The 25,075-nt window shown below is 69.0% G+C and carries 20 protein-coding genes; 12 read left to right on the top strand and 8 right to left on the bottom strand.

The genetic code is table 11. The features are described from left to right. The first annotated feature begins 136 nt into the window (after positions 1-136). On the top strand, positions 137-1,153 hold the full coding sequence (locus tag QHF89_RS00565) for a penicillin-insensitive murein endopeptidase (protein WP_136965145.1): 1,017 nt from the start codon (positions 137-139) through the stop codon (positions 1,151-1,153). A gap of 4 nt (positions 1,154-1,157) precedes the next feature. Here the strand turns inward: QHF89_RS00565 and QHF89_RS00560 are convergent, their stop codons facing one another. The 3 genes from QHF89_RS00560 to QHF89_RS00550 all read right to left on the bottom strand — a co-directional run bounded on the left by QHF89_RS00560 (position 1,158) and on the right by QHF89_RS00550 (position 3,382). Next, positions 1,158-1,598, bottom strand: a complete 441-nt coding sequence (locus tag QHF89_RS00560; protein WP_136934088.1) for a hypothetical protein — start codon at positions 1,596-1,598, stop codon at positions 1,158-1,160. Positions 1,599-1,717: 119 nt separating this feature from the next. Next, positions 1,718-2,503, bottom strand: coding sequence for an exodeoxyribonuclease III (gene xth / locus QHF89_RS00555; RefSeq protein WP_136965144.1), 786 nt, complete (start codon positions 2,501-2,503; stop codon positions 1,718-1,720). Positions 2,504-2,545: 42 nt separating this feature from the next. Continuing rightward, positions 2,546-3,382: an alpha/beta fold hydrolase gene (locus QHF89_RS00550; protein ID WP_136965143.1), complete on the bottom strand. Its 837-nt coding sequence runs from the start codon at positions 3,380-3,382 to the stop codon at positions 2,546-2,548. Between the two features lie 62 nt (positions 3,383-3,444). Here QHF89_RS00550 and QHF89_RS00545 point away from each other — a divergent pair, with 62 nt between their 5' ends. Then, positions 3,445-3,933: a pentapeptide repeat-containing protein gene (locus QHF89_RS00545; RefSeq protein WP_136965142.1), complete on the top strand. Its 489-nt coding sequence runs from the start codon at positions 3,445-3,447 to the stop codon at positions 3,931-3,933. Between the two features lie 70 nt (positions 3,934-4,003). On the opposite strand, the gene QHF89_RS00540 is transcribed toward QHF89_RS00545, so the two are convergent. After that, positions 4,004-4,663 carry a response regulator gene (locus QHF89_RS00540; RefSeq protein ID WP_136934084.1) on the bottom strand — a complete coding sequence of 220 codons (660 nt, stop codon included), beginning with the start codon at positions 4,661-4,663 and terminating at the stop codon, positions 4,004-4,006. A gap of 257 nt (positions 4,664-4,920) precedes the next feature. Between QHF89_RS00540 and QHF89_RS00535 the strand changes: the two genes are divergently transcribed. From QHF89_RS00535 to QHF89_RS00515, 5 genes are all read left to right on the top strand, one after another. Next, positions 4,921-5,316 (top strand): response regulator, encoded by a 396-nt coding sequence (locus tag QHF89_RS00535; RefSeq protein ID WP_232379934.1) that lies wholly within the window; start codon positions 4,921-4,923, stop codon positions 5,314-5,316. A gap of 130 nt (positions 5,317-5,446) precedes the next feature. Further along, the gene (locus QHF89_RS00530; RefSeq protein WP_136965141.1) at positions 5,447-8,290 is read left to right on the top strand and encodes a glycoside hydrolase family 65 protein; all 2,844 of its coding nucleotides are present in this window, start codon (positions 5,447-5,449) and stop codon (positions 8,288-8,290) included. Next, the gene (locus tag QHF89_RS00525; protein WP_136965140.1) at positions 8,287-9,195 is read left to right on the top strand and encodes a universal stress protein; all 909 of its coding nucleotides are present in this window, start codon (positions 8,287-8,289) and stop codon (positions 9,193-9,195) included. The genes QHF89_RS00530 and QHF89_RS00525 overlap by 4 nt, the downstream gene beginning before the upstream one ends. Before the next feature lie 93 nt (positions 9,196-9,288). Continuing rightward, the gene (locus tag QHF89_RS00520) at positions 9,289-11,604 is read left to right on the top strand and encodes an ATP-binding protein (RefSeq protein WP_136934080.1); all 2,316 of its coding nucleotides are present in this window, start codon (positions 9,289-9,291) and stop codon (positions 11,602-11,604) included. A 194-nt stretch (positions 11,605-11,798) separates the two neighbouring features. Then, a complete protein-coding gene (locus QHF89_RS00515) occupies positions 11,799-13,115 on the top strand; it encodes a hypothetical protein (protein WP_284719869.1) in 1,317 nt (438 codons plus the stop codon). A gap of 54 nt (positions 13,116-13,169) precedes the next feature. Here QHF89_RS00515 and QHF89_RS00510 read toward each other — a convergent pair whose 3' ends face one another. Continuing rightward, entirely contained in the window at positions 13,170-15,425 is a 2,256-nt protein-coding gene (locus tag QHF89_RS00510) for a TonB-dependent receptor family protein (protein WP_136965139.1), read from the bottom strand. A gap of 103 nt (positions 15,426-15,528) precedes the next feature. Here QHF89_RS00510 and QHF89_RS00505 point away from each other — a divergent pair, with 103 nt between their 5' ends. Then, the gene (locus QHF89_RS00505; protein ID WP_284719868.1) at positions 15,529-17,232 is read left to right on the top strand and encodes a bifunctional metallophosphatase/5'-nucleotidase; all 1,704 of its coding nucleotides are present in this window, start codon (positions 15,529-15,531) and stop codon (positions 17,230-17,232) included. A gap of 3 nt (positions 17,233-17,235) precedes the next feature. Here the strand turns inward: QHF89_RS00505 and QHF89_RS00500 are convergent, their stop codons facing one another. Then, positions 17,236-17,757: a M17 family peptidase N-terminal domain-containing protein gene (locus QHF89_RS00500; RefSeq protein ID WP_136934077.1), complete on the bottom strand. Its 522-nt coding sequence runs from the start codon at positions 17,755-17,757 to the stop codon at positions 17,236-17,238. 11 nt (positions 17,758-17,768) lie between these two features. Beyond that, positions 17,769-19,394, bottom strand: coding sequence for a thiamine pyrophosphate-binding protein (locus QHF89_RS00495; protein ID WP_136965137.1), 1,626 nt, complete (start codon positions 19,392-19,394; stop codon positions 17,769-17,771). A gap of 47 nt (positions 19,395-19,441) precedes the next feature. Between QHF89_RS00495 and QHF89_RS00490 the strand changes: the two genes are divergently transcribed. The 3 genes from QHF89_RS00490 (at position 19,442) to QHF89_RS00480 (ending at position 22,383) form a co-directional block, all read left to right on the top strand. Then, positions 19,442-20,851: a glycoside hydrolase 64/thaumatin family protein gene (locus QHF89_RS00490; protein ID WP_136965136.1), complete on the top strand. Its 1,410-nt coding sequence runs from the start codon at positions 19,442-19,444 to the stop codon at positions 20,849-20,851. Positions 20,852-20,871: 20 nt separating this feature from the next. After that, the gene (locus QHF89_RS00485) at positions 20,872-21,717 is read left to right on the top strand and encodes a LysR family transcriptional regulator (protein WP_136965135.1); all 846 of its coding nucleotides are present in this window, start codon (positions 20,872-20,874) and stop codon (positions 21,715-21,717) included. Between the two features lie 111 nt (positions 21,718-21,828). Continuing rightward, positions 21,829-22,383: a hypothetical protein gene (locus tag QHF89_RS00480; RefSeq protein WP_136965134.1), complete on the top strand. Its 555-nt coding sequence runs from the start codon at positions 21,829-21,831 to the stop codon at positions 22,381-22,383. 5 nt (positions 22,384-22,388) lie between these two features. On the opposite strand, the gene QHF89_RS00475 is transcribed toward QHF89_RS00480, so the two are convergent. Continuing rightward, positions 22,389-23,903: an MATE family efflux transporter gene (locus tag QHF89_RS00475; RefSeq protein ID WP_136965133.1), complete on the bottom strand. Its 1,515-nt coding sequence runs from the start codon at positions 23,901-23,903 to the stop codon at positions 22,389-22,391. Here QHF89_RS00475 and QHF89_RS00470 point away from each other — a divergent pair. After that, on the top strand, positions 23,902-25,047 hold the full coding sequence (locus QHF89_RS00470; RefSeq protein ID WP_136965132.1) for a pyridoxal phosphate-dependent aminotransferase: 1,146 nt from the start codon (positions 23,902-23,904) through the stop codon (positions 25,045-25,047). The two genes, QHF89_RS00475 and QHF89_RS00470, sit on opposite strands and share 2 nt — an antisense overlap. The last annotated feature ends 28 nt before the right edge of the window (positions 25,048-25,075 follow it).

Here is a 25,075-nt window from a genome sequence, read left to right as displayed (position 1 = left end):
CACCTGAATGCATTCTTTTTTCTTGTGGGCCAGCTCATGGTCGCGACGCGGCTGAGGTCGGTCGCGCAAAACCCCACGATCGGTCGCTCGCATCCCCTCCCCCGCGCGCCACGAGCGCGCTAACGTCCGCGGCATCATGCGCCTGCTCGCCCGGATCGCCGCGCCCCTCCTCCTCGGCCTCGCGCTCGTCGCCACAGGCCCGCGCGCCGCCGAGGCCGCGCCAGGCGCCAAGGCGGCGAAGTCCGAGCCCTCGAAGGACAAGGACAAGGGCAAGAAGGACAAGGGCGAGCCGAAGAAGGGCGCGGAGAAGGAACGGAAGCCCAAAGGCGCGCTGTCGGCGGGCGCGCCGAACAAGGGCAGGCTGTACGGGGGCGAGAAGCTCGCGTCGAGCAAGTCGGTCGAGGTGCGCGGCGGCGGGCACGCGTACGCGCTGCCCGACCTCGTGCGGGTGCTCCGGCGCGCTGCCGCCAAGGTGAGCGGGAAACATAAGGGGTCGGTGCTGTACGTGGGTGACCTGTCGGCGAAGAGCGGCGGGGCGCTCTTCGGGCACAACTCGCATCAGTCGGGGCGCGACGCGGACGTCGGCTTCTACATGGTGAGCGAGAAGGGCAAACACGTGAACCCGCACCGGTTCGTGGCGTTCGGCAGCGACGGGCGCGCCCGCGGCGGCGAGGTCGTGCGCTTCGACGACGAGCGCAACTGGGCGTTCGTCGAGGCGCTGCTCACCGATACGAAGACCGACGTGCGGTACCTGTTCGTGTCAGCAGGCCTGCGCACGCGGCTGCTCAAGTACGCGGCGAAGAAAAACGTGCCGAAGGATCTCTACACGAAGGCGGCAGCGGCGCTGATGAGCCCCGCAGACGCGGACGTGCACGACGATCACTTCCACGTGCGGATCGCCTGTCCCGAGAAGATGCGGCCGACGTGCGTGGAGGAGTCGCACCTGCGTGGCGGCGGGGGAAACGCGGCGAGCGCGGTGAGCGCGGCGAGCGCGGCGAGCAAGGACGCGAAGGGGGAAGCGGCGTCGAAGGAAGCGGCGTCGAAGGAAGAGGCAGGCAAAGCGAAGGAAGGCAACGAAGCCAAGGAAGCGGCGTCGCCCCCGCCCGTGGCCACGAAGGCCGACAAGGACGAGGGCGGCGCGCCCGGCCGCTAACGCTTCACGACCAGCGGAGAGAGCGCACGATCGCCTCGCGATCGGCCTCCTCGTTGTCACGTTCGTCCCAGGGGCAGACGTAGCTCGCCTGCACGACGCGGTCGCCGTTCGAGAGGAACCAGATCTGCACGAAGCAGCCGCGCACGAGGTAGGTGGCCGTGGCGACGACGCCGTCGGGCCGCTCGTGGGTGCCCATCTCCAGGGGTTCGAGCCTGCGGCGTTTGCCCCAGGCGCGCGCGAGGGCTTCGAGCTCTTCGGGCTCGCCGCCGGGTTGCTCGTCGTCGTCGTCGAAGAGCATCTCGGCCACCATGAGCCGGCCCGTGCCTCCTTCAGCCGCGAGCGCGACCGGAGGCAGGGTGCTCGGATCGGAATAGGTCACGTCTTCGAGACCCGACCATTCGGGGGGAAGGTCGAGCGAATAACCATCCAGGTTGAGCCGCATCACGCGGAGAAAACTAGCAAATCGAACGGTTCGATCGGGGGCGAAATGGGGGCAGATCGGACAGGGTATGTCCGATCTGAGGGCGGTCGTTTTTGGTCCGATCGGACGGGGATTGTCCGAAGTCAGGCTTGACTTTCGCCGATGTCGATCAGGACGGGGGCGTGGTCGCTGGGTCGCTCGAGCTCACGGACGCTGCGGTCGACCCAGACGTCCTTCGTGCGCGCGAGGAGCGGCGGCGTGACGAGGGCAAGGTCGATGCGCAAGCCATGGTTCTTGCGGTAAGCGCCCATGCGGTAGTCCCACCAGGAGTAGAGCTTCTCCTCGGGGCGGCGCTCGCGCAGGGCGTCGACGAGGCCCCAGGAGAGAAGGCGCCCGAGGGCGGCGCGCTCGTCCGGGTGGCAGAGGACCTGCCCCTCCCAGCGCTTGGGCTCGTAGACGTCGAGGTCCGTCGGCGCGACGTTGAAGTCGCCGCAGACGAGCAAGGGCTCGTCGGGCTTGTGGTGCGTGGCGAGGTCGAGCCCGAGCCGCTCGAACCAGGCGAGCTTGTAGGCGAAAGGCTTGGTGCCGACGGCCTGGCCATTGGGCACGTAGACGTTGACGATACGGACGCCCTCGATCGTGGCGGCGAGGAACCTGCGCGGGGCGTCGTCCTCGTCGCCGTCGAGGTTCTTCTTCACGTCCTCGATGCCGAGGCCGTACCGCGCGGCGATGGCGACGCCGTTGTAGGTCTTCTGGCCGAAATGGACGACGCGATAGCCCGCGTCGCCGAGGGCCTCCTCGGGGAATTTGTCATCCTCGACCTTGGTCTCCTGCATGCAGAGGACGTCCGGGCTCGCACTGCCGAGGAAGGTGCGGAGATGTTCGAGGCGGGCACGGATCGAGTTCACGTTCCAGGAGGCGATTCGCATGGCCTCCCCTCCGTAGCCCGGAAAAACCCTCGCGCAAAGTCCTCAGCCGCCGAGGGCCGCGCCAAGGATGCGAAGGAGGCCCTCGGGGTCGTCGACGTGCACCCAGTGAGCGGCGTCCGGGAGGATGTGAACGCTGAGCGTCGGATCCTTGGCAGCGAGCGAGGCGAGGCGCGTCCGATCGTCGGCGCTGACCGTGTCGGAACGGCCGCCGATGACGAACCCGGTGCGCCGACGGCCGTCGGGCCGCTCGAGGACCGGCCAGAGGTCCTGGGCGAAGTAGTCGGCGAGCAGGTCGCGGATCGCGGCGAGGTCGAGGCGGAAGCGGAAGGCGTCGCCCTCGCGGCGGACGTTCATCGCGAGCCAGTCGGCCTCGGCGCGCGAGACGCCGTGCGAGGTGACGAGCTCGAGGAATCGCTCGCGGGACGGAAGCTCGGCGGGGAAGGATTCGAGCATGGCGAGGATCTTCGCCGCGCCGACACGGTCCATGCCCGAAGGACGCGCACTCGGCGTCGAGTCGAGGACCCAGAGCTGATCGAGCTCGCCGCGCCTGCGCTCGGCGTACGCGAGCGCGACCTTTCCGCCGAAGGAGTGGCCCATCACGCCGCGCACGTCGAGCGGGAGCGCAGCGCCGAGCCGAACGAGATCGTCCGCCGCGGCCGCGAGCGTGTGGGGAGGTGGGAGCGAGGTGGAGAGGCCGTGCGCGCGAAGGTCGACGAGCACGAAGGTCCAATCGGGGCAGGCCGTCGCGAGCGCGCGCGTGAACGTCCGGAAGTTGCCGCCGGAGCCGAAGATCCCGTGCAGCACGAGCATGCAGCGCGAAGGCGAGGCTCCGGGCGCGGTGACGATGGCGTGATGGGGAAGCGTGGCAGGCTCGTGCATGGCGTCCTGGATGTGACCGTACGGGGGAAGCCCGAGTCGGCGAAGAGGGGTAGCATGTACGCATGAAGAAGAAGGCGCGATCGAAGCCCACCGGCCCTGCGAGGACGACCGGAGCCAAGTCCGGAAACACACCGACGTTGCCGACGAAGGTTTCGCACGCGTCGTTCGAAAAAATCGAACTCGACGACGTCACGATGGCCGACGCGAAGGTGCACGACACGACGTTCGAAGGCGCGTCGTTCGACGACGTGAGTTTTTCCAAGGCGACGATCCACAACGCGTCGTTCGAGGACACGAGGCTCGATGACGCGAGCTTTGCGCGGGCGAGCATGAAGAACGTGTCGTTCGAGTCCGCGACGTTCGACGACGTGACGTTCGCGCAGGCGAAGATTCACAACGCTTCGTTGGAAGGGTCATCGCTCGACGACGTGAACCTCGCGGGCGTGACGATCACGAACTGCGCGATCGAGGGCCTCACGATCGATGGAGTTCGGATCGATTTGTTGTTGCAGCACAAACGATCTGGTGCGCTGCGCGACGGCGACACCTGATCGGAGCGTCGAAAGGAACTTCGGTTTTTCCGATGGATCGGCCCGGCGATCGGGCCCGCGGAGCGAGGCGTCAGGCCTCGATGAGGCCGGTGCGGACTGCGATGCGCGTGAGCTCGACGGCGCTCTTGCAGCCGAGCTTCGCGTAGATCCGCACGCGGTGGGTCTCGACGGTCTTCGGGCTGATCGTGAGCCGCGCGGCCGTCTCGCGGGTGGAGATGCCCGCCGCGAGGAGGCGCAAGACCTGGCGCTCGCGTGGCGTGAGCGCGTCCAGGCCGCCCGTACCCTCGGGCGCAGGTTTGCGCATCGCGCGGACGACAGCGCCCGCGATGCGCTGGCTCAACGGCGCGCCGCCGCTCGCGATGCGCCGAATGCCGTCGATGACTTCAGCAAGCTCGCTGGTCTTGACGAGGTAGCCCTGTGCCCCGGCGCGCAGCGCCTCGGCGACGCGGAATTCGTCGTCGTAGCAGCTCAGCACGAGCAGCTTCGCAGAGGGCACCTGGACGCGAAGGGCCGCGAGGAGCTCGATGCCGTCGCGATCGGGAATGTTCAAGTCGACCAGCACGACCTCGGGCTTGATCGACTGCACTTCCCGAAGCGCATCGGCCGCCGTGCCCGCTTGCCCGACGACGGTCATCCCCGGCTCTGCCTCCAACGCTTTGGCAAAACCCTCCCGCAACACGGGATGATCATCGATGAGGTAAACGCGGATGCTGTTATTCGTGTCCGACATGACAAGGACCGCCCTTCATCGAATTGGGCCTCAGCCTGACTCGCGCGTCAAGTGCGGCTGTGGTCGGGCGCACGCGGAACACGCCCTACGGAAAGTCCCTACCCCAACTCGATTTCTACCTGGACAAACGGGCCCACAAAGTCGAGCCAGCCGTTCACAACGTATGAATCGATCGGCCAGCGGCGGCAAGGGGTCCGGAGGCTCGACGACGCGGGGAACCTGCTCGATGGAAGGGGCCCATGAGCCCGAGCCCGAACGTGCCGGCCGCGCCGCCCGGTAGCCCCTGCGACAAAAAATCCGGGCCCTCGGTTTTCATCGTGGATGACGATGATGCCCTGGTCGAAGCGCTTTCCGATCTGCTGCGGGAAGAAGGCTACGACGTAGAAGCCCACACCGTGGCGAGCGCAGCGCTCGCGCGGTTGGAAGCAGGCGCCCGGCCCGATGTGATTCTCCTCGATTACTTGATGCCCGAGATGAAAGGCGACGCGTTCCTCGCCGCGCTCGATCGCGCAGGAATCGACGTCCCCGTGATGGTACTCTCCGCGATGAACGAGTCACGGCTCGATGTGCCCGTTCGCCGGGTGCGCGCGATGATCCGAAAGCCGTTCGATCTCGAAAAACTGCTCGACGAGCTTTCGCGGCTGGCCGCCTGAACGGCGTCCCGCACGCCCGCCCGTTTCGTGCTCCGTGCGCAGGGGATGCAAATGCCACGGAGCTGCACGGATTCGGGGATACGCCCGGGGGCGCGGAGACGGCACGGTCCTCGCTCGATGGACGAGGCCCATGACGTCCACCGCTGCCGCCGAGATCCGAGAGCCTACGCCCGGTCGCTCGTCCGGGTTCGTCACGACGTCCGCCCTGCCCGAGCTCGATCACCTCTTTCGGCTGTTCGTGCTGACCTGGGACCCGCGAGGCGCGTCCGCACAAGCGCCCGAGTCGACGCGGGCATTCGGCCTCGTAGAAGCGCTGCTCGAACGAGGCGCGCGGGTGGCGATCGTGACGGAGGCGAGCCTCGGCGCGCTCTTGCCAGCGGTCGAGGCGTCGATCGCGGAAGAGCCAAGGAAACGGCTATACGTCGCGGCGGACGGCGGCGCGCGCGTGTTCGGGTTCGACCACCGCGGCAGGCCCGTCGAGATCGCCCCCACGGCAGACCACGAGGACGTGCTTTCGTTCATGATGGGCGAGCTCGCGCGGCCGTTCGGGATCGAGCCCGAGGACGTGCTCGTCGTGGGCGAGGCGTTCGGGCCCGCAGGGCTCGCGGACATCCTGGAGCAGCAGCTCGCGCTGGAAGCGCAGATGGGGCCGTTCGCGCCGTCACGAGACCCCGCGTGGGGCGTGGTGGAGAGCGGCTTCGACGTGGCGCGCGAGCACGAGATCGAGTCGCTGCTGACGATCGCGAACGGCTACCTCGGGGTGCGCGGGTCGATCGCGGAGGGCAGCAGCGTGTCGCGGCCGGCGACGTTCCTCGCGGGCGCGTTCGAGCCATCGTCGGACGTGTCGCCGGTGCCGGAGCTCGTGATCGCGCCGGACTGGGGGCGGCTCAGGTTCACGGTGGAGGGCGAGCCGTTCGCGGTGGAGACGACGGCGATGGAGCGGCACCACCGGACGCTCGACCTGCGGCGCGGGCTCCTGCTGCGCGAAGGGCTCGGGACGGGGCCGGGCGGGCACGCGACGCGGATCCGGACGGCGCACCTCGCGTCGCTCGCGAACCGGCACCTGCTGCTGGAGGCGGTGGAGATCACGCCGCAGAATTTCTCGGGCACGGTGGTCGTCGACGCGGTGCTGTCGGGCGACGTGAAGAGCGGGAGTGGCTCGTCGCACTGGGCCGGGTTCGTGCCGCGTCAGGGGCTCGTGGGGCCGATCCTCGTGGGCGAGACCCACGGGGGGCTCGAGCTCGCGCTCGCATCGCACACGACGGCGGCCGATCCGGGATCGCTGGAGATGCGCTGCGAGCGGGAGATCGGGCCCGTGTCGGCGATGGAGCGGTGCACGCTGCGCGTCCGGCTCGGCGAGCCGAGTGTGCTCCATCGTGTCGTCGGTCTGTTCACGTCCCGTGACGGAACGGCGCCGGTGCAGCGGGTCGAGCTGCTCGAACGGGAAGCGGCGGCGACGTCGTTCGGCGCGCTGCTCGGGGAGCACGTGGCGGCGTGGCAGACGCGGTGGAGGCAGTCGGACGTGGAGATCGACGGCATGCCGTGGATCGAGCGGGCGCTCCGGTTCGCGCTCTACCACCTGATCGCGACGGTGCAGCCGCACGATCCGCGCTGCTCGATCGGCGCGCGCGCGCTCTCGGGCGAGGCGTACCGCGGTCACGTCTTCTGGGACACGGAGATCTTCATGGTGCCGTTCTACGTGCACACGTGGCCCGAGGCGGCGCGGACGCTCCTGCTCTACCGGCACCTCACGCTCGATGGAGCACGGCGCAAGGCGAAGAAGCTCGGCTACGAGGGCGCGCTGTACGCGTGGGAGTCGGCGGACACGGGGGACGAGACGACGCCGGAGTTCGTGCGGAGCCCGATCGGCGAGATCGTGCCGATCCTGTCGGGGCTGGAGGAGCACCACATCAGCGCCGACGTGGCCTACGCGATCTGGGCCTACGCGCAGAGCACGGGCGACGAGCGGATCCTGCGCGAGGAGGGCGCGGAGATCCTCGTGGAGACGGCGCGCTTCTGGGTGAGCCGCGGCGCCGTCAAAGCCGACGGCAAGTTCCACATCGACCGGGTGATCGGGCCCGACGAGTACCACGAGAGCGTAGACGACAACGCCTTCACGAACTGGATGGCGCGGCAGAACCTGCGGTACGCCGTGGCGATCGCGCGGGGCGTGGGGCGCGCGAAGGCAGCGGCGCTCGGGGTCACGCCGGAGGAGATCTCGCGCTGGGAGGAGATCGCCGCGCGGATGTACCTCGGCGAGGATCCACGCACGGGGCTGCTCGAACAGCACAAGGGATTTTTCGATCTCGCGTACGTGGACGTGGCCGCGTACTCGCCGCGCACGGTGCCGATCGACGTGCTGCTCGGGCGAGAGCGGACGCGGAGCTCGCAGGTCGTGAAGCAAGCGGACGTCGTGCAGCTCCTCGCGCTCTTGTGGGACGAGTTCTCGCCCGATGCGCGGCGGAAGAACTTTCTCTATTACGAGCCCCGCACCGCGCACGGCAGCTCGCTCTCGCCGGGGATCCACGCGCTCGTGGCGGCGCGGCTCGGGCTGCTCGCGACGGCCACGCGGTACCTCGAACAGACGGCGTCGATCGATCTCGGCAACAACATGGGCAACGCCGCGGGCGGCGTGCACGCAGCGGGGCTCGGGAGCCTGTGGCAAGCCGTCGCCTTCGGCGTGGCGGGCCTGCGGACCACGCCCGAGGACCCGGAGACGCTGATCGTCGAGCCGACGCTCCTGCCGGGCATGCGGCGCGTGTCCTTGCCGATGCAGCTCCGCGGCCGCTCGCTGCGGGTGCACGCGCTGCCGGGCGCAGTCGAGGTGCACGTGGTCGAGGGGTCCGCGCCGATCGGGCTCGCCGTCAGCGGCGAGGCGGGCGCGAGGCACACGGCGCGCGCCGAGCCGGGACGGGCCTACGTGGCGCGGCGCAAGGACGATAGGTATTTGGCGTGGGAGGAGATCGAGCCATGAAGCCGGCGGATGTCGCGGAGAGGACGTCCCACGGCGTCGATCGAGGCGCCGAGGAAGGGCCGCGCAGCGAGGCGCGGCCGAAGAGGCAACGGGTGCTCGTGGCCCTGAACGGCGCGGACACGGCCGCGGCTGCGGCGGCGATCGCGATGGGCCAGCTCGTGGCGAGGACGCTGCACGAGCCGCTGCACGGGATCTTCGTGGCGGACGCGAAGGTCGCGCCGGGCGAGCTGTCGAGGCTCCTCGGGCTGCCCACGCACGCGCTCGACGGCGTGGTGCTCGACGTGGAGGTGGGCGAGCCCGTGGAGCGAATCGTGGCCTTCACGGAGGCCCACCCGACGGCGTTCGTGATCGTGGGGGCCGAGCGCGGCCGACAGGGTGGGCTCGGGATCGGCGACCTCGCGGCGCACACGATCGAGCGGTCGCACGCGCCGGTGATCGTGGTGCGGCCGGAGGAGAGGCTCTCGCTCGCGCGGATCCTCGTGCCCCTCGACGGGACGCCGAGCACGGCGAGCGCGCTCGAGCCGGCGGGAGCCCTCGCGCGGCGGGCGGGCGCGTCGCTCGACCTCGTGCTCGTGGGCGAGGCGCAACACGGCCCCCACGTGGAGCCGGGCGCGATGGGCGCGCCGCAGTACGTGGACCAGCCGCATCACGAGTGGCCCGCGTTCTCGGCCGAGTTCGTGCACCGCTTCGCGAAGACCATCGGCCACTGCCCCGAGGACGTGCCGACGCGCTTTTTCCTCGGCGCCGGCGACCCCGCGGACGAGATCCTCCGCTTCGCCGACGTCCTCGCCGCGGATCTCACCGTGCTCGTGTGGCATGGGCTCCGCAGCGAGGAGCACGGGGCGGTCTTCGAGCGTGTCCTGCGTAAGGCGACGTGCCCCGTGCTCGTGCTGCGTTGCGGCTGACGGGACGTCGAGCGTCCCGCCGCCGAGGACGTCGGTGCCTCATCGCGAGGAGGGCCGGGCGGGGGACGGGGTCGGGTGGTATCTTCCGGAGATATGCCCGCACGTGAGCTGACCGCAGCGGAGTGCCTGAAACGTATTGATCCCGCGGAGTTGTCTTTCCAGACGACCGATGAGGTGGAGCCCGTCTCGGGCATCGCGGCGCAGGAGCGCGCGCTCGCGGCGCTTTCGTTTGGGCTGGATATCCGACAGTCCCGGTTTCATGTGGTCGTCGTGGGTCCGCCCGGCTGCGGACGGACCTTCTGCGCGCGTCAGGTGGCGCGGCGACTCGCGGCGACGCTGTCCACCCCGGACGACATGTTGCTCCTGCCGAACCCGCGGCGCCCGAGCGAGCCGACCGTGCTGACGCTCCCCGCGGGCGAGGGTCGGCCGTTCACGGAGGCGATGGAGGAGCTTTACGCAAAGCTCCTGGAGTCGATCCACGGCGCGACGGAAGGCGAGCGGTGGAAACAAGCGCGGGCGCGGGGACAGCGGCGCGTGGAGGCGGAGGAGTCGCGGCTCGAAGAGGAGCTCCGCACGCAGGCGAAGGGGCTCGGGCTCGACGTGGTGCGCGCGGGGCGCGAGTTCCAGGTGACGCCGCTCGTCGACGAGAACCCGCCGAGCGAGTCGATCCGGCTGATCACGACGGCGATCGAGGCCTTCGAGGAGCGGCTCGCCGAGGTGCAGGACGAGGCCGACTCGGAGCTCCGCGCGACGACGAAGCAGCTCCTCGGCGACGCGGTGAAGGCGTGCTTCTCGCCGGTGCGCGCCCGCTTCGAGGGCCGGGAGGAGCTGCTCGCGTTCCTCGGCGAGGTGGAGACGCTCGTCACGCGCGAGACGCGCCTGCTCGTGGACGAACCCGGCAACGACGAACAGCCGGTGCTCGTGCGGGGCATCGTGGTGCCGACGTTGCTCACCGAGCACAAGCCTGGGTCGGGCGCGCCGGTCGTGGAGGTCCCCTACCCGACCTTGTCTGCGCTCTTCGGCCGGAGCTACGCGCCGCCCGACACGGGCACGCCGCCGGAGCCGGGGTTCGCCGTGGCGGGCGCGCTGCACCTGGCGAACGGGGGATTTTTGATCCTGCCGGCGAACGCGCTGCTCAAGAACGAGGCGCTCTACGAGCAGCTCAAGGCGTGCTTGCTCGCGAGCAAGTTCATCGTCCCCGAGCACAACCCCACGTATTACCGCGGCACGAGCGAGGAGCTCATGTTCCCGCCGATGCACCTCGACCTGAAGGTCGTGCTCATCGCGAGCCCCGACCTCTACCAGGACCTGCACGAGGCCGACCCCGAGTTTTCCCAGCTCTTCAAGGTGCAGGCGCGCTTCGAGGGCACGATGCCGCTCGGGGCGGCGCTCGCGACGTACCCCTCGTTCCTCGCGGACATCGTGCGTGAGCGGCGCCTCTTGCCGCTCACGGCCGACGCCGTCGCCGAGCTCTTCTTCTACGGCGGCCGCTTCGCCGAAAGCCAGCGCAAGGTCACGGCGCAGCTCGGCCTGCTCGCGGAGGTCGCGACGGAGGCGAGCTACCGCGCGGCGCGGAAGGACAAACGCGTCATCGACGGCGCCGAGATCGTCGGCGCGCTCGCGGCGGCGCGCAGGCGCAGCGATCATTTCCGCGACCAGGTCCACGAGCTGCTCGCCGACGGCACGATCCGCATCGAGGTGACGGGCCGGCGCGTCGGCCAGGTCAACGCGATCTCGGTCTTGAGCGACGGACCGGTCACGTTTGGCCGGCCGTGCCGCGTCACGGCCGTCGTGTATCCGGGCACCGAGGGGCCCGTGAACATCGCGCGCGAGGTCGAAATGAGCGGCCCGATCCACGCGAAGGGCGTGCTCGTCTTGTCGGGCTTCTTGTCGCTCCGGTTCGCGCAGCTCCGCCCCCTCTCGTTCGGCGCCTCGCTCGTCTTCGAGCAGACGTACGAGGCGATCGACGGCGACAGCGCCTCGTCGAGCGAACTTTACGCGCTGCTCTCGGCGCTCTCCGGGTATGCACTCCGGCAGGACCTCGCGGTGACGGGCAGCGTCGATCAGCAAGGCGGCGTCCTGCCCGTGGGCGGCCTCAATGAAAAAATCGAGGCATTTTACGATCTTTGTGCGGCCAAAGGCCTCACGGGCAACCAGGGCGTCCTGATCCCGGCCACGAATCAGCATGCGCTGATGTTGCGCAGCGATGTGGTCGAAGCTATCGAGCGTAAACAATTCCACGTTCACGTGGTTTCTGCGGTGGAAGAAGGTATCGAGCTGCTCACAGGCTCGCCTGCCGGTATTGCGGACGACACCGGCCATTACCCTGCGGGCACGGTGTTCGGCGCGATCGAACACCGGCTCGAGCGCTTTTGGCGTGCGATGATGGAGACCGCGCGGACACGTTAGCCGCGGGAGGGCAGACAGCCGACCGTTGGAGGTCCAGCGATCGTCCGGACGACGGGCCTCGATCTTTGCGTCTCTTCGCGGATTTCTTGCTGCACGACGGACGCTCCTTGCCTGTAGACTGCTCGCGGCCGCGCGGCCCCCTTGTTCCTCGGGGCCCGGGGTCTCGACGCGGATAAGCTTTTCAAGGAGTGGCCATGCGGAACTTGGTGAAGTGGATCGGGCTCGTCGGCCTTGCAGGCAGCACCGTGCTGGGCGTCGCGTGCACGGCCACGGGCGGCCGAAACGTCTTTGGAGACGGGGGTTCCGGGGGCGAGGACTGGACGGGCGGAAGCGCGAACGGCGGCATGGGCGGCATCGGGCAGGGCGGCACCGCCGGCTCGAACCCCGACGGCGTCGGCGGCACGTTCGTCGGCTCGGGCGGCGGCGGAGGCGGCGCCCCCGTCTGCGATACCGACGTCAACGTGGACGACGACGGCGACGGGTTCAGCGAGGCGCAGGGCGACTGCAACGATTGCGACCCCAACGTCAGCCCGAACTCGGTCGAGGTCATCGGCGACGTGATGAACCCCGAATACAAGCCGTCGGACGAGAACTGCAACATGCTGACCGACGAGCCGGTCGAGACCTGCGACGGGGCCCTCGCGGTCGACAGCATGGATGCATTCGACGCGGCGCGCGCGGTGGAGCTCTGCAAGATCGCCACGCCGGGCGGCAACGATTGGGGCGTCGTCAGCGCGCAATGGGTCATGGCCGACGGCTCGCCGGCCACGAGCAACGCGAACTACCACGTCGGCCACGGCATCCTCAGCGGCTTCGGCCCGAACGTCACGCCGCGCGCGGGCAACAAGATCTTCAGCGTTTCGAGCGGCGCGGCGCGACAGCCGACGGACCCGGGCTACCAGAGCCCGAGTGGATTCAGCAAAGGCTACAACAGCGGCCATCCCCAGGGCTTCCCGAAGGAGTCGCCGGCGTGCCCGGGCAAGGTCACGGGTGTTCCCAAGGACGCCACGGCGGTCGAACTCGAGATTCGCGTGCCGCAGAACGCGAAGGGCTTCTCGTTCGACTTCAACTTCTACACGTACGAGTGGCCGGTCTTCATTTGCAGCCAGTACAACGACTTCTTCGTCGCGATCCTCTCGCCGATCCCGGCAGGCCAGACCGACGGGCAGATCTCGTTCGACATGCAGGGCAATCCCATCAGCGTGAACAACGCGTTCATGAACGTGTGCGGCTGCTCGGGCGGCCCGCCCTGCACTGCGGGCGGCAAGACGTTCGCGTGCCCGCTCGGCACGGCGGAGCTCCTTGGCACCGGCTTCGAGGACCACGCGGCGACGAGCTGGCTGAAGACGCAGGCGCCCGTCACGCCGGGAAGCACCATTCGCATTCGCTGGGGCGCCTACGACTCGGGCGACGGCTCCCTCGACTCGACGGCCGTCATCGACAACTGGCAGTGGAGCGCCGAGGCCGGCACCACCGTCGGCACGGTGCCGATCCCGCCGGTCCCCAAATGAGCGTTTGACCGGACACACCCCTCTCCCGCGAGGGAGAGGGGCCGGTGGTGCGGGCTATCGGTGATCCCACCGCAGCCCGACGTTGATCTGACGGAATCCTCCCGTTTGAATGCCGTCGGGCAACCTCGTCGCCACGAACACCTGATCGAGCGCGTTCTTCATCGTGAGGAGCGCGCCGAGCCCCGTCTTCGCGTGGCGATACCGCAAAGCCACGTCGACGAGGTGGTACGACGGCACGAGCCCCAGGCGGCCCGTCGGGTCCACGAGCACCGTGTTGTATTCGTCGGCGAATTGATCACTCAGGTAGCTCCACGCGACCTGCGCCCCGATCCCGATGCGGTGCTCGACGTCGAGCGTCGCGCTCGCCGTGTGGAGCGGCGCATATGGCAATCGATTGCCGTCGAAGGGGCCTCCGCGGAACGTGGCCACGGAAAACGTATATCGCCCCGTCACGTCGACCGTCAGCGGCAGATGAAGCGCCTGGCCGACGCCGAACGTGACCTGGGCCTCGACGCCTCGATGCAGCGTTCGTCCGCCATTCGCGAGCTCGCTCTGGGACCCGCTCGCCTCCGTGCCCGTGACGATCTGGTTGCGGAAGCTCATGACGAACCCCGTGACCTCGGCGCGAATCCATTTCGGCCGCGCGAGGCGCATGCCGATTTCGTAGTTCGTGCTCTCCTCGGCGTCGAGCTGCGTGTCCTGGCCGCCGGGGGAGATCGCGGCCGACACGCGCGGCGGCGCATACCCGACGTGCACGCCGCCGAAGAAATTCAGCTTCGGCGTGCCGTACACCATTCCGATGCCGGGCATCACCGCGACCGAATCACTCGTGCCGCGGTTGTTCACGTCCTTCGCCGTGCCGCTCTCCGACGTTCGATCCACGTTGCGCAGGTTCGCCGCGTATTCGACGCGGACGCCGGGCGTGACCAACAGATCGTCCCGGAACGCGAGGCGGTCCTGGGCGTACGCGGCGAACGCGAATGTGCGGTGGTGCTCCCGGTCCTGGACGTTCCCGGCCCCCGTGTCGATGATGTCGCCCTGGAACTGTTTTCGGTCGGCGGTCTCGATGTGCCCGCGCATGCCGGCCGTGATCGTGTGGCGCACCCGGCCCGTCTCGAAGCGGTGCTCGACGCGCGGCTCGATGCCGAGGACCTCGTATTCGCGATCCCGGACCATCGAGGTATTGCGGAAATAGATCGCGGCGCCCGAGACCGACGCATCACCGACGACCCGCTCGTAGGTGACGTCCGGCCGGGCCTCGCGGTCGTAGTTCTGCCGGCGCCAGACGCGATCCGTGATGTAGCCGTAAATGAACGTGCGCAGCCGCGTCGCCTCGCTGATGCGGTACTCGTGGGTGAGCGAGGCGTCGTAGCGGCGCACGTTGAACCCGTCGTGCGGCGCGATCGACGGCATGCGCGGGTCGAGCTCGAACATCCGACGCGTCAGGCCCACGTACGTCGAGCGCGAGAACTCGTCGTACACCGCGATCTTGAACGTGGCCTCGCCGCGCGGCGAGGTCGGGAACGCGATCTTGCCGAGGAAATCCGTCGCGTGGAACTCGATCCCGCGGAAGCCGTCGCCTTGCTTGCGCGTCAATTGCAGCACGTACCGCGCGTCGCCGGCCGTGCCGCCGTAGAGACCCGAGAGCTTGAAGTAGTTGCGTTGCCCGGCCTGCGCTTCGAGCGACCACTCGGGTTTGTCCGGGGGCAGCGCCGTGAGGAAGTTGACGACCCCGCCAATGGTTTGAGGTCCGAATAAAATGCTGCCCGACCCCTTCACGACCTCGACCGCGCGGATGCGTTCGACCGGCGTCGAGTAGTAGAGATCTGGCTCGCCGTACGGGTTGATCGCGACGGGCATGCCGTCTTCGAGGATGAGCACCTGACGGCTGCGCGTCGGATCGAGGCCACGCATGCCGACGTTGAGGCGCAGCCCAAGGCCCTCCTCGGGGCGCACGACGAGCCCCGGCACGCGCCGCAGGATCTCGCCCGTCTCCGCGGGCATCGCGCGGCGGATCTCCTTCGCGCCGATCAACGTGCCCGAGCCCGGGACCTTCTGGAGCGCGTCGTCGCTCCGGCCGAGCACGCTCACCTCGATCACCTCGGGCGGCGGTGGTTTGGCCCGCCCCTCGGCCGCGGTTTCGCCTTCTTTCGGCGGCGCGGGGGCCGCGTCCGGCGCGGCTTCGGCCTTTGCGGGCGCCTCGTTTGGCGGGGCGTCGGGGGCGGGGGGCGCGGGTTTGGCCTCGTCGGCGAAGGCCGGGGTCGCGCAGGCGAGCAGCAAAAACGAGCCGAGCAGGGTGCGAGGGCGCATGCGGTTCTCGTGGAAGAAAATGCCCTGTACTGTTGTTGAAATTGAAAGTCAACAGCGTTGTCGTGCTGGATTTCGGCTCGGAGAGGCGTGTACGCTCCGAACGATGAAGGCTCGGATTCGTGATCGTGCCCGGACACACGTCCCTGCCCTGCTTCTCGGCCTCGCCCTCGTGTCGGGCTGCGGCGCGCCCGCGACCGAGACGCCCGCGAAGCACCCCGACGAACCCGCGACGACGACGACGACGACGGCGGCCAAGGCCGGCTGCGCCGTGCTCTCGATCAACGATACCTACCGGATCGAATCGTTACCGCGCGACCGAGGCGGCATGGCGCGTGTCCGCACGCTCCGAAAGGAGCTCGAAAAAAAGCACCCGGATCTCGTGGTGCTGCACGCGGGCGACCTCCTGTTTCCGTCCCTCTTGAGCAACATGTACAAGGGTCGGCAGATGATCGACGCCATGAACCGGCTCGACGGCCGGGAGGGGCGCGACGAGCGGCTCTTCGTGGTCCTCGGCAATCACGAGTTCGACAAGGAGGATCCGAACGTCCTCACGGCGCGGCTCGGGGAGTCGGAGTTCCGTTGGCTGTCGAGCAATGTGCATTTCAAGGTGAACGAGCAGAACAAGCCCGCGGTGACGTGGCCTGAAGGCAAGGTGCTGCCGCGGACGATCGTGCCCTGCGGAGCGCTGAAAGTCGGGATCTTCGGCGTGACGATTGGAGCGAACGCGCCGTACGTCGCGAGCGTCCACGACCCGATCGAGGCCGCGCGCGCACAGACGGCGGCGCTCCGAAACGAGGGCGCAGACGTGGTCGTCGGGCTCACGCACCTGTCGATGACCACAGACCATGCGCTGCTCAAACGGCTCGGCGCCGAGGGACCGGACGTGCTCGTCGGCGGGCACGAACATCAACAGCAAAAAGCCATGGTCGGGAATCGCGGAATCTACAAGGCCGACGCGGACGCGGTGAGCGCAAACGTGCTCACGATCGATCGTTCAAGTGGCAACCTTCGGATCTCCCACGAATGGGTCCCGCTCGAAGGCGCGGCCGTGCCCGAGGATCCCGAGATGAAGGCGTGGGTCGATGCCACGTTACGAAAACACGAGGAGGAATACTGCGCGCAGCAGACGCCGCCCGCAGGCGCGGGGTGCCTCGGCGAGGTGCTGGGCACCGCCGGGGAAGAGCTCGCCGCCGAGGAGCTCGAGATTCGTCGCTTCGAGACGAACTTCGGCGACTGGATCCTCGATCTCGCGCTCGGCGCCTTCCCCGACGCGAAGAAGCGCCCCGAGGTCGCCTTCGTGAACAGCGGTTCGCTCCGGCTGGGCCTGAACCTGCCCAAAGGCGAGCCGATCACGCGGAGGCGCATCGAGGAGCTCTTCGCGTATCCCGCGGAGCTCCGGCTCCTGGAGATCACCGGGGACACCTTGCAAAAGGTGGTGAACCGCAGCATCGAGGACTGGACGGGCCAGGGGCACTTCCTGCAAATCGCCGGATTCGCCTTCGAGCACGATCCGGCCAAAAAGACGGCCTCAAAATTGACGTTGCTCGGTGACAAACCTCGCACGATAGGGCCGAAGGACGTGATCTACGCGGTGACGACCGCTTATTTGGTCACACCGAGCGTAAAAGGAAACCAGGACGGATACACGATGCTGAATCCGGCCATGGTCGTGGCCAAGGGGCCGGATCTGAAGCAGGTCGTGCTGGATGCACTCGCCGCGCTGAAAAAGCAGGGCAAACCGCTCGCGCCGAAGGTCGACGGGCGCATCTGCAATACGGAGCGGAAAGGGGTTTGTCGGGCGCTCTGACGTTCAGAGCACCCGCCGCACCCGCCGCCGCTCTTCGATCATATGTTGCGTGATGCGTTGTTTGCCGTCGGCGCCCTCGACGAGCGTCCAGACGTCGTGCTCGCGCTTGCGGCCGGCGCTCGCGAGCAGGATGTCGGCCGCTCGTTCGGCCGGGATCAGGCCATCCGGGCGGCCCGGCAATTCAACGACCGCGACACGCGCGGCGAGGCCCTCCATCACGTCGAGCATGTGCTGCACGACGCGGCGGAAGGCCTCCTCGCCAAACCCCTCGCGGGGTCCCGCCCCGAAAAACAGGAGCTTGTCGAACGTGAGGCGCGGCTTCGCCGGGACCATCAGCACCTCGCCAAGCTTGCCCGTCAAGAAGCCGCTCCGAAGCAGCCCGGAGAGATGCCCGGCGAGGCGCCAATCACAAAGGCCAAAGGCGCCGTGCACCGGGCGCGCGTCCGACCACACGCTGCACGCGAGGATCTCGGTGTCGAGATCGTCCAGGCTCGTGAGCTCGGGATTGCAGAAACGGAGCTCCACCTCCGGCCCCGTTACACGCTGATCGCGCCCTTGCGGAACTCGCTGCGGGCGATCTTGACGTTCACGCAGGACGGTTTGTCCGCGGCGAAGGCCGCGTCGAGCGCCGGGCCGAGGTCCTCGGTGCGCTCGACCCAATACCCCACGCCGCCGAGCGCCTCGACGACCTTTTCGTAGCGCGTGTATTCGAGCGCCGTGGCCGGCGAGCGATCCGCGCCGTAGAGATCGACCTGGCCGCGGCGAATCTGCATCCATGCGGCGTCGTTGCCGATGATGCTGATGACCGGAATGCCTTGCCGCGCGAGCGCCTCGAACTCGGCCGCGTTGAAGCCGAACGAGCCGTCGCCGTAAATGAGCACGACACGCGCGCCGGGGCGGGCGAGCTTCGCGGCCATCGCATACCCGGGGCCCACGCCGAGCGTGCCGAGCGGGCCCGGATCCATCCAGAGCTGCGGCCATTCGAGCTTGATCACGTTCGCCGCAGTGGCCACGAAATCGCCGCCGTCGCCGATGACGATGTCCTCCTTGCCGAGGCGTTTTCCGATCTCGTCGCAGACGCGCAGCGGGTTCGGCGGGTCGGTCGTGGCGTCGATCTCGGGCTGCATCTTGGCCCGCGACTTGTCCTCGGCCGCGCGCATCGCCGCGATCCAGCCGGGCGCGCGCTTCTCCTTCACCTCGGCGAGGAGCTGCTCCAGGACGAGGCCGCTGTCGCCGTGAATGGCGACGTCGACCTTGCGGTTTCTACCGATCTCGTTGCCGTCGAGGTCAATCTGGATGACACGCGCACCCGGATTGATGGCGCGGCCATATTCGAGGCGGAAATCGAAGGGCGTGCCGAGGACGACGCAGAGATCGGTTTGTCCGAGCGCGACACGGCGCGACCGGGCGAAGAAGTTCGGGTGCGCGTGCGGCAGGCCGCCGCGCGCCATGCCGTTCAGGAAATACGGGGCGTCGATCGCATCGGCGAACGCGCGCAAAATCTCCTTGCACGGCGACCAGCGGAGCTGCGTGCCGACGATGAACATGGGCCGCTCGGCCTCGCGCAACATGGCCGCGGCGCGGGCGATCGCGTGCGGATTGCCGGCGGGGCGCGGGGGTTCGTCGAAAGGAACCGTGGCGGGCGGCGCGTCGTCGCCGAAGTTCATGAGGAGATCGAGCGGCATCTCCAGGAAGACCGGGCCGGGGACGTTGCCTTGCGCGATGCGGAAGGCGGCGTCGATGTACTCCTGGAGGCGGTCGGTGGAGGGAACGGAGACGCTCCACTTCGTGATGGGGCGCATGAGCTCGACGTGGTTCATGTCCTGGAGCGAGCCCATGTCGGCGAGCAAGCGCGGGCCGGCGCCGCCGATCACGATCATCGGGATGCCGGCGCGCTGGGCATTGGCGACGGCCGTGACGGTGTCGGTGACGCCGGGGCCGGCCGTGACCGCGCAAACGCCGGGCTTGCCCGTGACGCGCGCCCAGGCGTCGGCCGCGTGCCCCGCGGTCTGCTCGTGCCGGACGTCGACGACGCGGATGCCGTCGTCGAGACACCCATCGTAAATGGCCTGGATGTGCCCGCCGCAGAGCGTGAAGAGGTGGGTGACCCCGTGCCGCGCGAGCGCCTTCGATACGAGCCTGCCGCCGTGGACCTGTACCATGGCGGGGCGTATACCACGGGAGGGCCGGGCGATGATAGGCTCCCGCCATGACGAACCGGGTCGCGTGGAGGATCGGGTGGGGCACCGCGGCAGCCGTGGCGCTCGTTTGCTGGGGCTGCTCGGGCGACGATCCAGGCGCAAATGCGACGGGATCCGGAGGATCCGCGGGCGCAGGCGGCGACGCGGGCGCGGGCGGCAGCGCAGGCGCGGGCGGGGGTGGTGGCGCGGGCTCGCGCGGGCCCGCGTACGAGGCCGGGACGGCATTCTGTCCGGCGGACGACGGCGTGCGCCGGATCAAGCTCGTGAACAATTGCAGTGAGACACGCTGGTTCAAGATGGATGGCCGGACCACACCAACGTGGGCCCGGCCGACGGCGTGCGCGTGGAACGGCGCGGCATGCAGCGATCCCGAGGGCGTGGGGCAATGCACGGAGATCGCGAAGAACATGGCCGACGGCGAGGATCCGGGGCTCGTGTATTGCAAGGGCAGCGCCTGCGCGTGCAACCCGTTCTTCGAACTCGAGCCGGGCGAGCAGCACGAGATCGTGATGCCGAACGACGCCGCGTTCCCGAGCGGGACGGGCTGGCTCGCGACGGGGTGCAATCCGTACGGCAATGGCTGCGAGGTCGGAAACGAGGCCGCGAAGAACGCCACGTTCGAGTTCACGTATGACAACCCCGGCCAGGGTTCGCTCTACTACGACATCAGCGCCGTCAACGCGTGGACGACGGCGAGCTCGGTCGGCATGAAGAGCTGCGGGGGCGGCGCGCCGGATCCGAACAACATTTTCTGGTGCCGCGGGACGGGGTGCCGGTTCGACGTGAACGCGCAATGCCCGGACGGCTCGGACGCGTTCGCGCCGGCGCCCGCGGGGTGCAAGGAGTGCCCCACGATGATCGATGGCAATGGGAAGAAGGTGATCGCCGGCTCGTGCGGGACGTGTCCGGACGGCGATTCGGCGAACCGCATCCCCACGGGCACCGTGTTCAACGCCGGCAACATCGGCGGGCCCGAGTGGACGTGGAACGGCGCGCCCGATTTCGCGGTCGGGTTCGGCCACGACGAGGGGATGCACGCGAATCGAAGGTACACGTGTGGACCCGCGGGCTGCACGGACGCGGAGCCGGGCAAGGCGAATACGTGCCTCGGCGGGTGTGACCTCTGCACGGCGACGCAGAAGGTGGGCGCCGGGGACGACGCCTGCCTCAAGTATTGCTGCCCCGACTCGGTGCACACGTACAATGGTTTTCCCTACCGGTACGACAGCGCGGGCTGCACCGCGCTCGGGGTGCAGGCGGGCACCGATTACAGCCCCGCCGTGAAGGGCGCGTGTCCGTACGTGTACACGTTCGGCTACGAGGACCACTCGTCGACGTTCCTGTGCACGACGAGCGCGTCGCTCCTCATTCAAGCTTGCCCCGATCCGGTCGATTTTCCGTCAAAGATCACGCCCTAGGACAACGAGCAGGTTCTCCCGTGTCGATTCTCTGGGAAGATGTCCGTTATCTGGAAGCCGTCGCCCGCGCGGGCGGCGTGGGCGGCGCCGCCCGCGAGCTCGGCGTGTCGGTGTCGACCGTGTACCGGCGCATTGCCATCCTTGAAGCCGCCGTGGGCACGCCGTGCCTGGAGCGCGGCCCGGGCACCGGCGGTTTGACCGAGACCGGGGCCATGCTCGCGCAGGTCGGTCACCGCATGCGCAAGGCCATCGCCGACGTCGCAGGGCAGGTGCATGCACAGGCCACGGAGATCGTCGGCGAGGTCAGCCTGACGACCGTGGAGGCCTTGCTGCCCTTCCTCGTCGAGCCGATCGCCGAGCTCACCGCGCAATACCCCTTGCGCGTGAGCCTCATCCTCGCCGATTCGGGGCCGAGCGTGCGGGACCGCGAGGTCGACGTCGCGATCGGCATCATGCGGCGGCCGCCGCCCGGATGCTGGGGGGTTCGGCTGGGCAAACTCCCGTACGGCGTCTTCGGGACGACGGCGGCCGTCCGGCGCGAGCCCGAGCCGCAGTGGGTCGTGCGCGCACTGAGCGAGCGCTCCTCGCCCGAGTCGGCCTGGGAGCGCGAGCACGCCACCCACATCGCCACGCGCGCCCAGTTCAGCGCGCTCGTCTCGCTCGTCGCAGGCGGCGTGGGCGTCGGGCTCATTCCGCGCGCCATTGCCGCGCTCCACCCCGAGCTCGTGGAGATGCACGCCTATCGTGAGCGCGTCGCGCCGCTCGAACGGACCGCGTGGCTGCTCACCCACCCCGACCTACGCAAGACCCCACGCGTGCGGGTGCTCATGGACGCGCTCGCGCGGCGGTTTCGCGCGGCGCTCTGAACCGGCGGCGCCGGGAGGTCCTTGCAACGCTGCGAAGCCTGTTCGCAACGATGCGACGAGACACGAAAGCGAGCACGTCGCAAACATGGGCCACCCCGAAGGAGGGTCCTTATGCTTGCATCGCTTCGACTTGCACCGCTCTCGTCCGCCTTGCTCCTCGCCCTCGCGCTCGGCGCGTCGGGCCTCGGGTGCAAGATCCGCCAGGATTACGTCCCCGCCGAGATGCCCATCGCCGGCGCCACCGAATGCGGCGACGCCACCTGCTCGCCCGGTCAACACTGCGCAGATCCCTCGCTCTCCGCATGCAAGGCGGGCTGCCTCACGGACGCCAATTGCTCCAGCTCGCAGATGTGCGATCCGGACGCGACCACGTCGCGGCAATGCATCGATCGGCCTACGCCCGACATGGGCATGTCCGACAGCCTCGCCGGGTGCAAGGCGGCCTGCGACTATTACCTGGACTGCGGCCTCGCCGCGGACGAGGCCGCACAGTGCCGCACCGATTGTGAAGGCTTCACGGTGGACGAGCAGTCCGACATCGCCCAATGCGGCGATACCGTCGCGTGCTCGGACCTGCCGTCGTGCCTCGGCGTGCAATGCGTGTCGACGAACGACTGCCCGAACGACCAGAGCTGCGTGGAAAACGCCTGCGTCGGCGGCGTCTAGCGCAGCTAGACCTCGACCTTCTTCCACCGCCCCCGCGCATACGCCCAGCCGAGCAGCACGGCCCGACAAATCCAGTCCGCCGTGCTGCCCATCCACACGCCGGCGAGCCCGAGCTCGAGCTTGATCGCGCAAAACCAGGTCACGCTCGCCCGCACGAGGAAGCCGCAGAGGATCATCGTGCCGAGCACCGTGCGCGTGTCGCCCGCGCCGCGCAGCGCCATCGCCGTGACCATCGCGAACCCCATGAACGGCTGCGCGAACGCGCCCACGCGCATCGCCGGCACGGCCGTCTCCACGATCGTTCGATCCGGCGTGAACGCCGAGATGAGCAAGGGCGCCATCGTGAGGAACGAGAATCCCACGACGCTCAAGCACGCGACGGCGAGCAGCGCCGCGACACGGCCCGCGCGCGCGGCGTCGTCGGGCCGCTTCGCCCCGAGCTTCTGGCCCACGATCGCGCCCGCCGCGATTCCAAAACCGTCCGCCGAGAGCCACGAGATCGACTCGATGCTGACCGCCGCCTGATGCGCCGCGAGCGCGACCTCGCCGAGGAGCGCGATGACCGCGACATAGAACATGAAGCCGAGGTGATACGCGGCCTTTTCTCCGAACGCCGCGCCCGACACGCGCAGCACGCGCATGAGCGCGTCGACGTCGACGAGAGGGGGCTTCGCTCCGAGGCGCGGAGCCACCTCGTGCAGCGGCAGCGGGCTCGTGTGGCGGAAGAGCGCGAAGGTGAGAAGGACGCCTTCGAGGGCCATCGTCGCCCCGTTCGCCACGGCGGCGCCGCGGATGCCGAGCTCGGGCAGGCCCAAGAGGCCGAAGATGAGCAGCGCATTCAGCGCGAGGTTCAGGACGTTGCCGACGCCCGCGACGACGAGCGGCGTGCGCGTGTCCCCCGAAGCTTGCAGCGCCGCAGCCGCGATCGCCTCGACGAACGTGAGCGGCATGGCCCAGCACGCGATGCGGAGATACGCGCCCGCCTGCGCCTGCACGGCCGCTCCGGCGCGAGGAAAAAGGGTTCGGATGAAGGGGCCTTCGGCGAAAAAGAGGGCACACGCGACGACGACGCCGAGCCCGACCGCAAAGAGAAGCGCGGCGCGAGCAGCGCGGGCCGCGCCGGGACGGTCACCGGCGCCGACGCGCCTGGCCACGACGGCGAGGGTGCCCGCGGAGAAGGCCGTGCAAACGGAGTTGAGCGTCCAGACCGTGGCGCCGCCGATCTGGATCGCCGCGAGCGCCGTGGGCGAGTACCGCCCGAGCAGGAGACGCCCGACCAGAAAGACGAGCGTGATCAAGAGCATGTGTGTGATCGCCGGCCAGGCGAGCGACCACACCTCGTTCAGGAGGGCGCGATCACCCTCACGAACGAGGCGAGCCTCTGCAGAAGCTGACGGACGCACGGCGCCGGGGGTGCCATGGCTCGGGCTTTCCGGCAAGGGGCGGACGGGGGCTTCGTGGTCGCGGCCGTGTGCAGCGGAGGGGACTTCCAGGTCCGTGTTGAGGTAGGGTGCAGCCATGCGGATCGGTCAACGCCTGAGCTCGCTGGTCATCTCCGACATTCGCGCGATGAGCCGCGCGTGTGAGGCGGTGGGCGGGATCAACCTCGGGCAAGGCGTGTGCGATCTGCCCACGCCGCCGCCCGTGGCGCGCGCGGCGAACGCCGCGATCGACGCGAGCGTGGCGATCTACACCGCTCCCGAGGGGATCCTGCCGCTGCGGCAAGCGATCGCGGCCGATCTGAAGAAGCGTTACGGGCGCGACGTGGATCCGGCGAGTGAAGTGGTGGTGACGTCGGGCGCGACGGGCGCGTTCGCGGCGGCGTGCCTCGCGCTGCTCGATCCCGGCGACGAGGTGATCCTGTTCGAGCCTTATTACGGCTACCACTTGAACACGATCCTCGCGCTCGGGCTCGTGCCCGTGCTCGTGCCGACGCGGCCGCCGTCGTGGGAAATCGATCGGGAGGCTTTTGCACGGGCGATCGGGCCGCGGACGCGCGCGGTGGTCGTGTGCACGCCGTCGAACCCGAGCGGCAAGGTGTGGAGCGAGGAGGAGCTCGACTGGCTCGCGGACGCGATCGAGGGGCACGACCTCGTGGCGATCACCGACGAGATCTACGAGCACATCGTCTTCGACGGGCAGAAGCACGTGCCGCTCGCGACGCGGAAACACGCGCGGGACCGCACGGTGTCGATCTCGGGGTTTTCGAAGACGTTCGCGGTGACGGGCTGGCGGTGCGGGTATCTGACGGCGCCGGCCGACGCCGCGCGGCGGATCACGGTGGCGCACGATCTGCTCTACGTCTGCGCGCCGACGCCGCTGCAGCACGCGATGGTGGCGGGGCTCGGGATGCCGGACGAATACTTCGCCTCGATCGGGCAGAGCTACCAGAAGAAGCGCGATATCCTCTGCAGCGCGCTCGCGGACGCGGGGCTCACGCCGTACGTGCCGCGGGGCGCGTATTACGTGCTCGCCGACATCCGCAGGCTCGGCGCGCCCACCGCGAAGGCCGCGGCGATGCTGCTGCTCGAGCGGATCCGCATCGCGAGCGTGCCCGGCACCTCGTTTTACGGGGATCCGGTGGGCGAGACGCTCTCTCGATTCTGCTTCGCGAAAGAAGACGACGTGCTGGAAGAGGCGGCGCGGCGCATTCGATCGCTTTGAAAGACTTCCGCAAGCGGGCATGATCTCG

Source organism: Polyangium sorediatum (assembly GCF_029946465.1).
In the GTDB taxonomy this organism is placed as follows: Bacteria; Myxococcota_A; Polyangia; order Polyangiales; family Polyangiaceae; genus Polyangium; species Polyangium fumosum.
Note: the sequence above shows the minus strand (reverse complement) of the source record. Positions and strands in the feature narration are given on the sequence as shown.

What these genes read in the sequence shown, in the direction of transcription:
- QHF89_RS00480 (WP_136965134.1), top strand. Translation starts at nt 21,829, where the DNA reads ATGCTTGCATCGCTTCGACTTGCACCGCTCTCGTCCGCCTTGCTCCTC.
- QHF89_RS00530 (WP_136965141.1), top strand. Translation starts at nt 5,447, where the DNA reads ATGACGTCCACCGCTGCCGCCGAGATCCGAGAGCCTACGCCCGGTCGC.
- QHF89_RS00545 (WP_136965142.1), top strand. Translation starts at nt 3,445, where the DNA reads ATGAAGAAGAAGGCGCGATCGAAGCCCACCGGCCCTGCGAGGACGACC.
- QHF89_RS00550 (WP_136965143.1), bottom strand. Translation starts at nt 3,382, where the DNA reads ATGCACGAGCCTGCCACGCTTCCCCATCACGCCATCGTCACCGCGCCC.
- QHF89_RS00510 (WP_136965139.1), bottom strand. Translation starts at nt 15,425, where the DNA reads ATGCGCCCTCGCACCCTGCTCGGCTCGTTTTTGCTGCTCGCCTGCGCG.
- QHF89_RS00490 (WP_136965136.1), top strand. Translation starts at nt 19,442, where the DNA reads ATGACGAACCGGGTCGCGTGGAGGATCGGGTGGGGCACCGCGGCAGCC.
- QHF89_RS00475 (WP_136965133.1), bottom strand. Translation starts at nt 23,903, where the DNA reads ATGGCTGCACCCTACCTCAACACGGACCTGGAAGTCCCCTCCGCTGCA.
- QHF89_RS00525 (WP_136965140.1), top strand. Translation starts at nt 8,287, where the DNA reads ATGAAGCCGGCGGATGTCGCGGAGAGGACGTCCCACGGCGTCGATCGA.
- QHF89_RS00505 (WP_284719868.1), top strand. Translation starts at nt 15,529, where the DNA reads ATGAAGGCTCGGATTCGTGATCGTGCCCGGACACACGTCCCTGCCCTG.
- QHF89_RS00515 (WP_284719869.1), top strand. Translation starts at nt 11,799, where the DNA reads ATGCGGAACTTGGTGAAGTGGATCGGGCTCGTCGGCCTTGCAGGCAGC.
- QHF89_RS00565 (WP_136965145.1), top strand. Translation starts at nt 137, where the DNA reads ATGCGCCTGCTCGCCCGGATCGCCGCGCCCCTCCTCCTCGGCCTCGCG.
- xth (WP_136965144.1), bottom strand. Translation starts at nt 2,503, where the DNA reads ATGCGAATCGCCTCCTGGAACGTGAACTCGATCCGTGCCCGCCTCGAA.
- QHF89_RS00495 (WP_136965137.1), bottom strand. Translation starts at nt 19,394, where the DNA reads ATGGTACAGGTCCACGGCGGCAGGCTCGTATCGAAGGCGCTCGCGCGG.
- QHF89_RS00540 (WP_136934084.1), bottom strand. Translation starts at nt 4,663, where the DNA reads ATGTCGGACACGAATAACAGCATCCGCGTTTACCTCATCGATGATCAT.
- QHF89_RS00520 (WP_136934080.1), top strand. Translation starts at nt 9,289, where the DNA reads ATGCCCGCACGTGAGCTGACCGCAGCGGAGTGCCTGAAACGTATTGAT.
- QHF89_RS00470 (WP_136965132.1), top strand. Translation starts at nt 23,902, where the DNA reads ATGCGGATCGGTCAACGCCTGAGCTCGCTGGTCATCTCCGACATTCGC.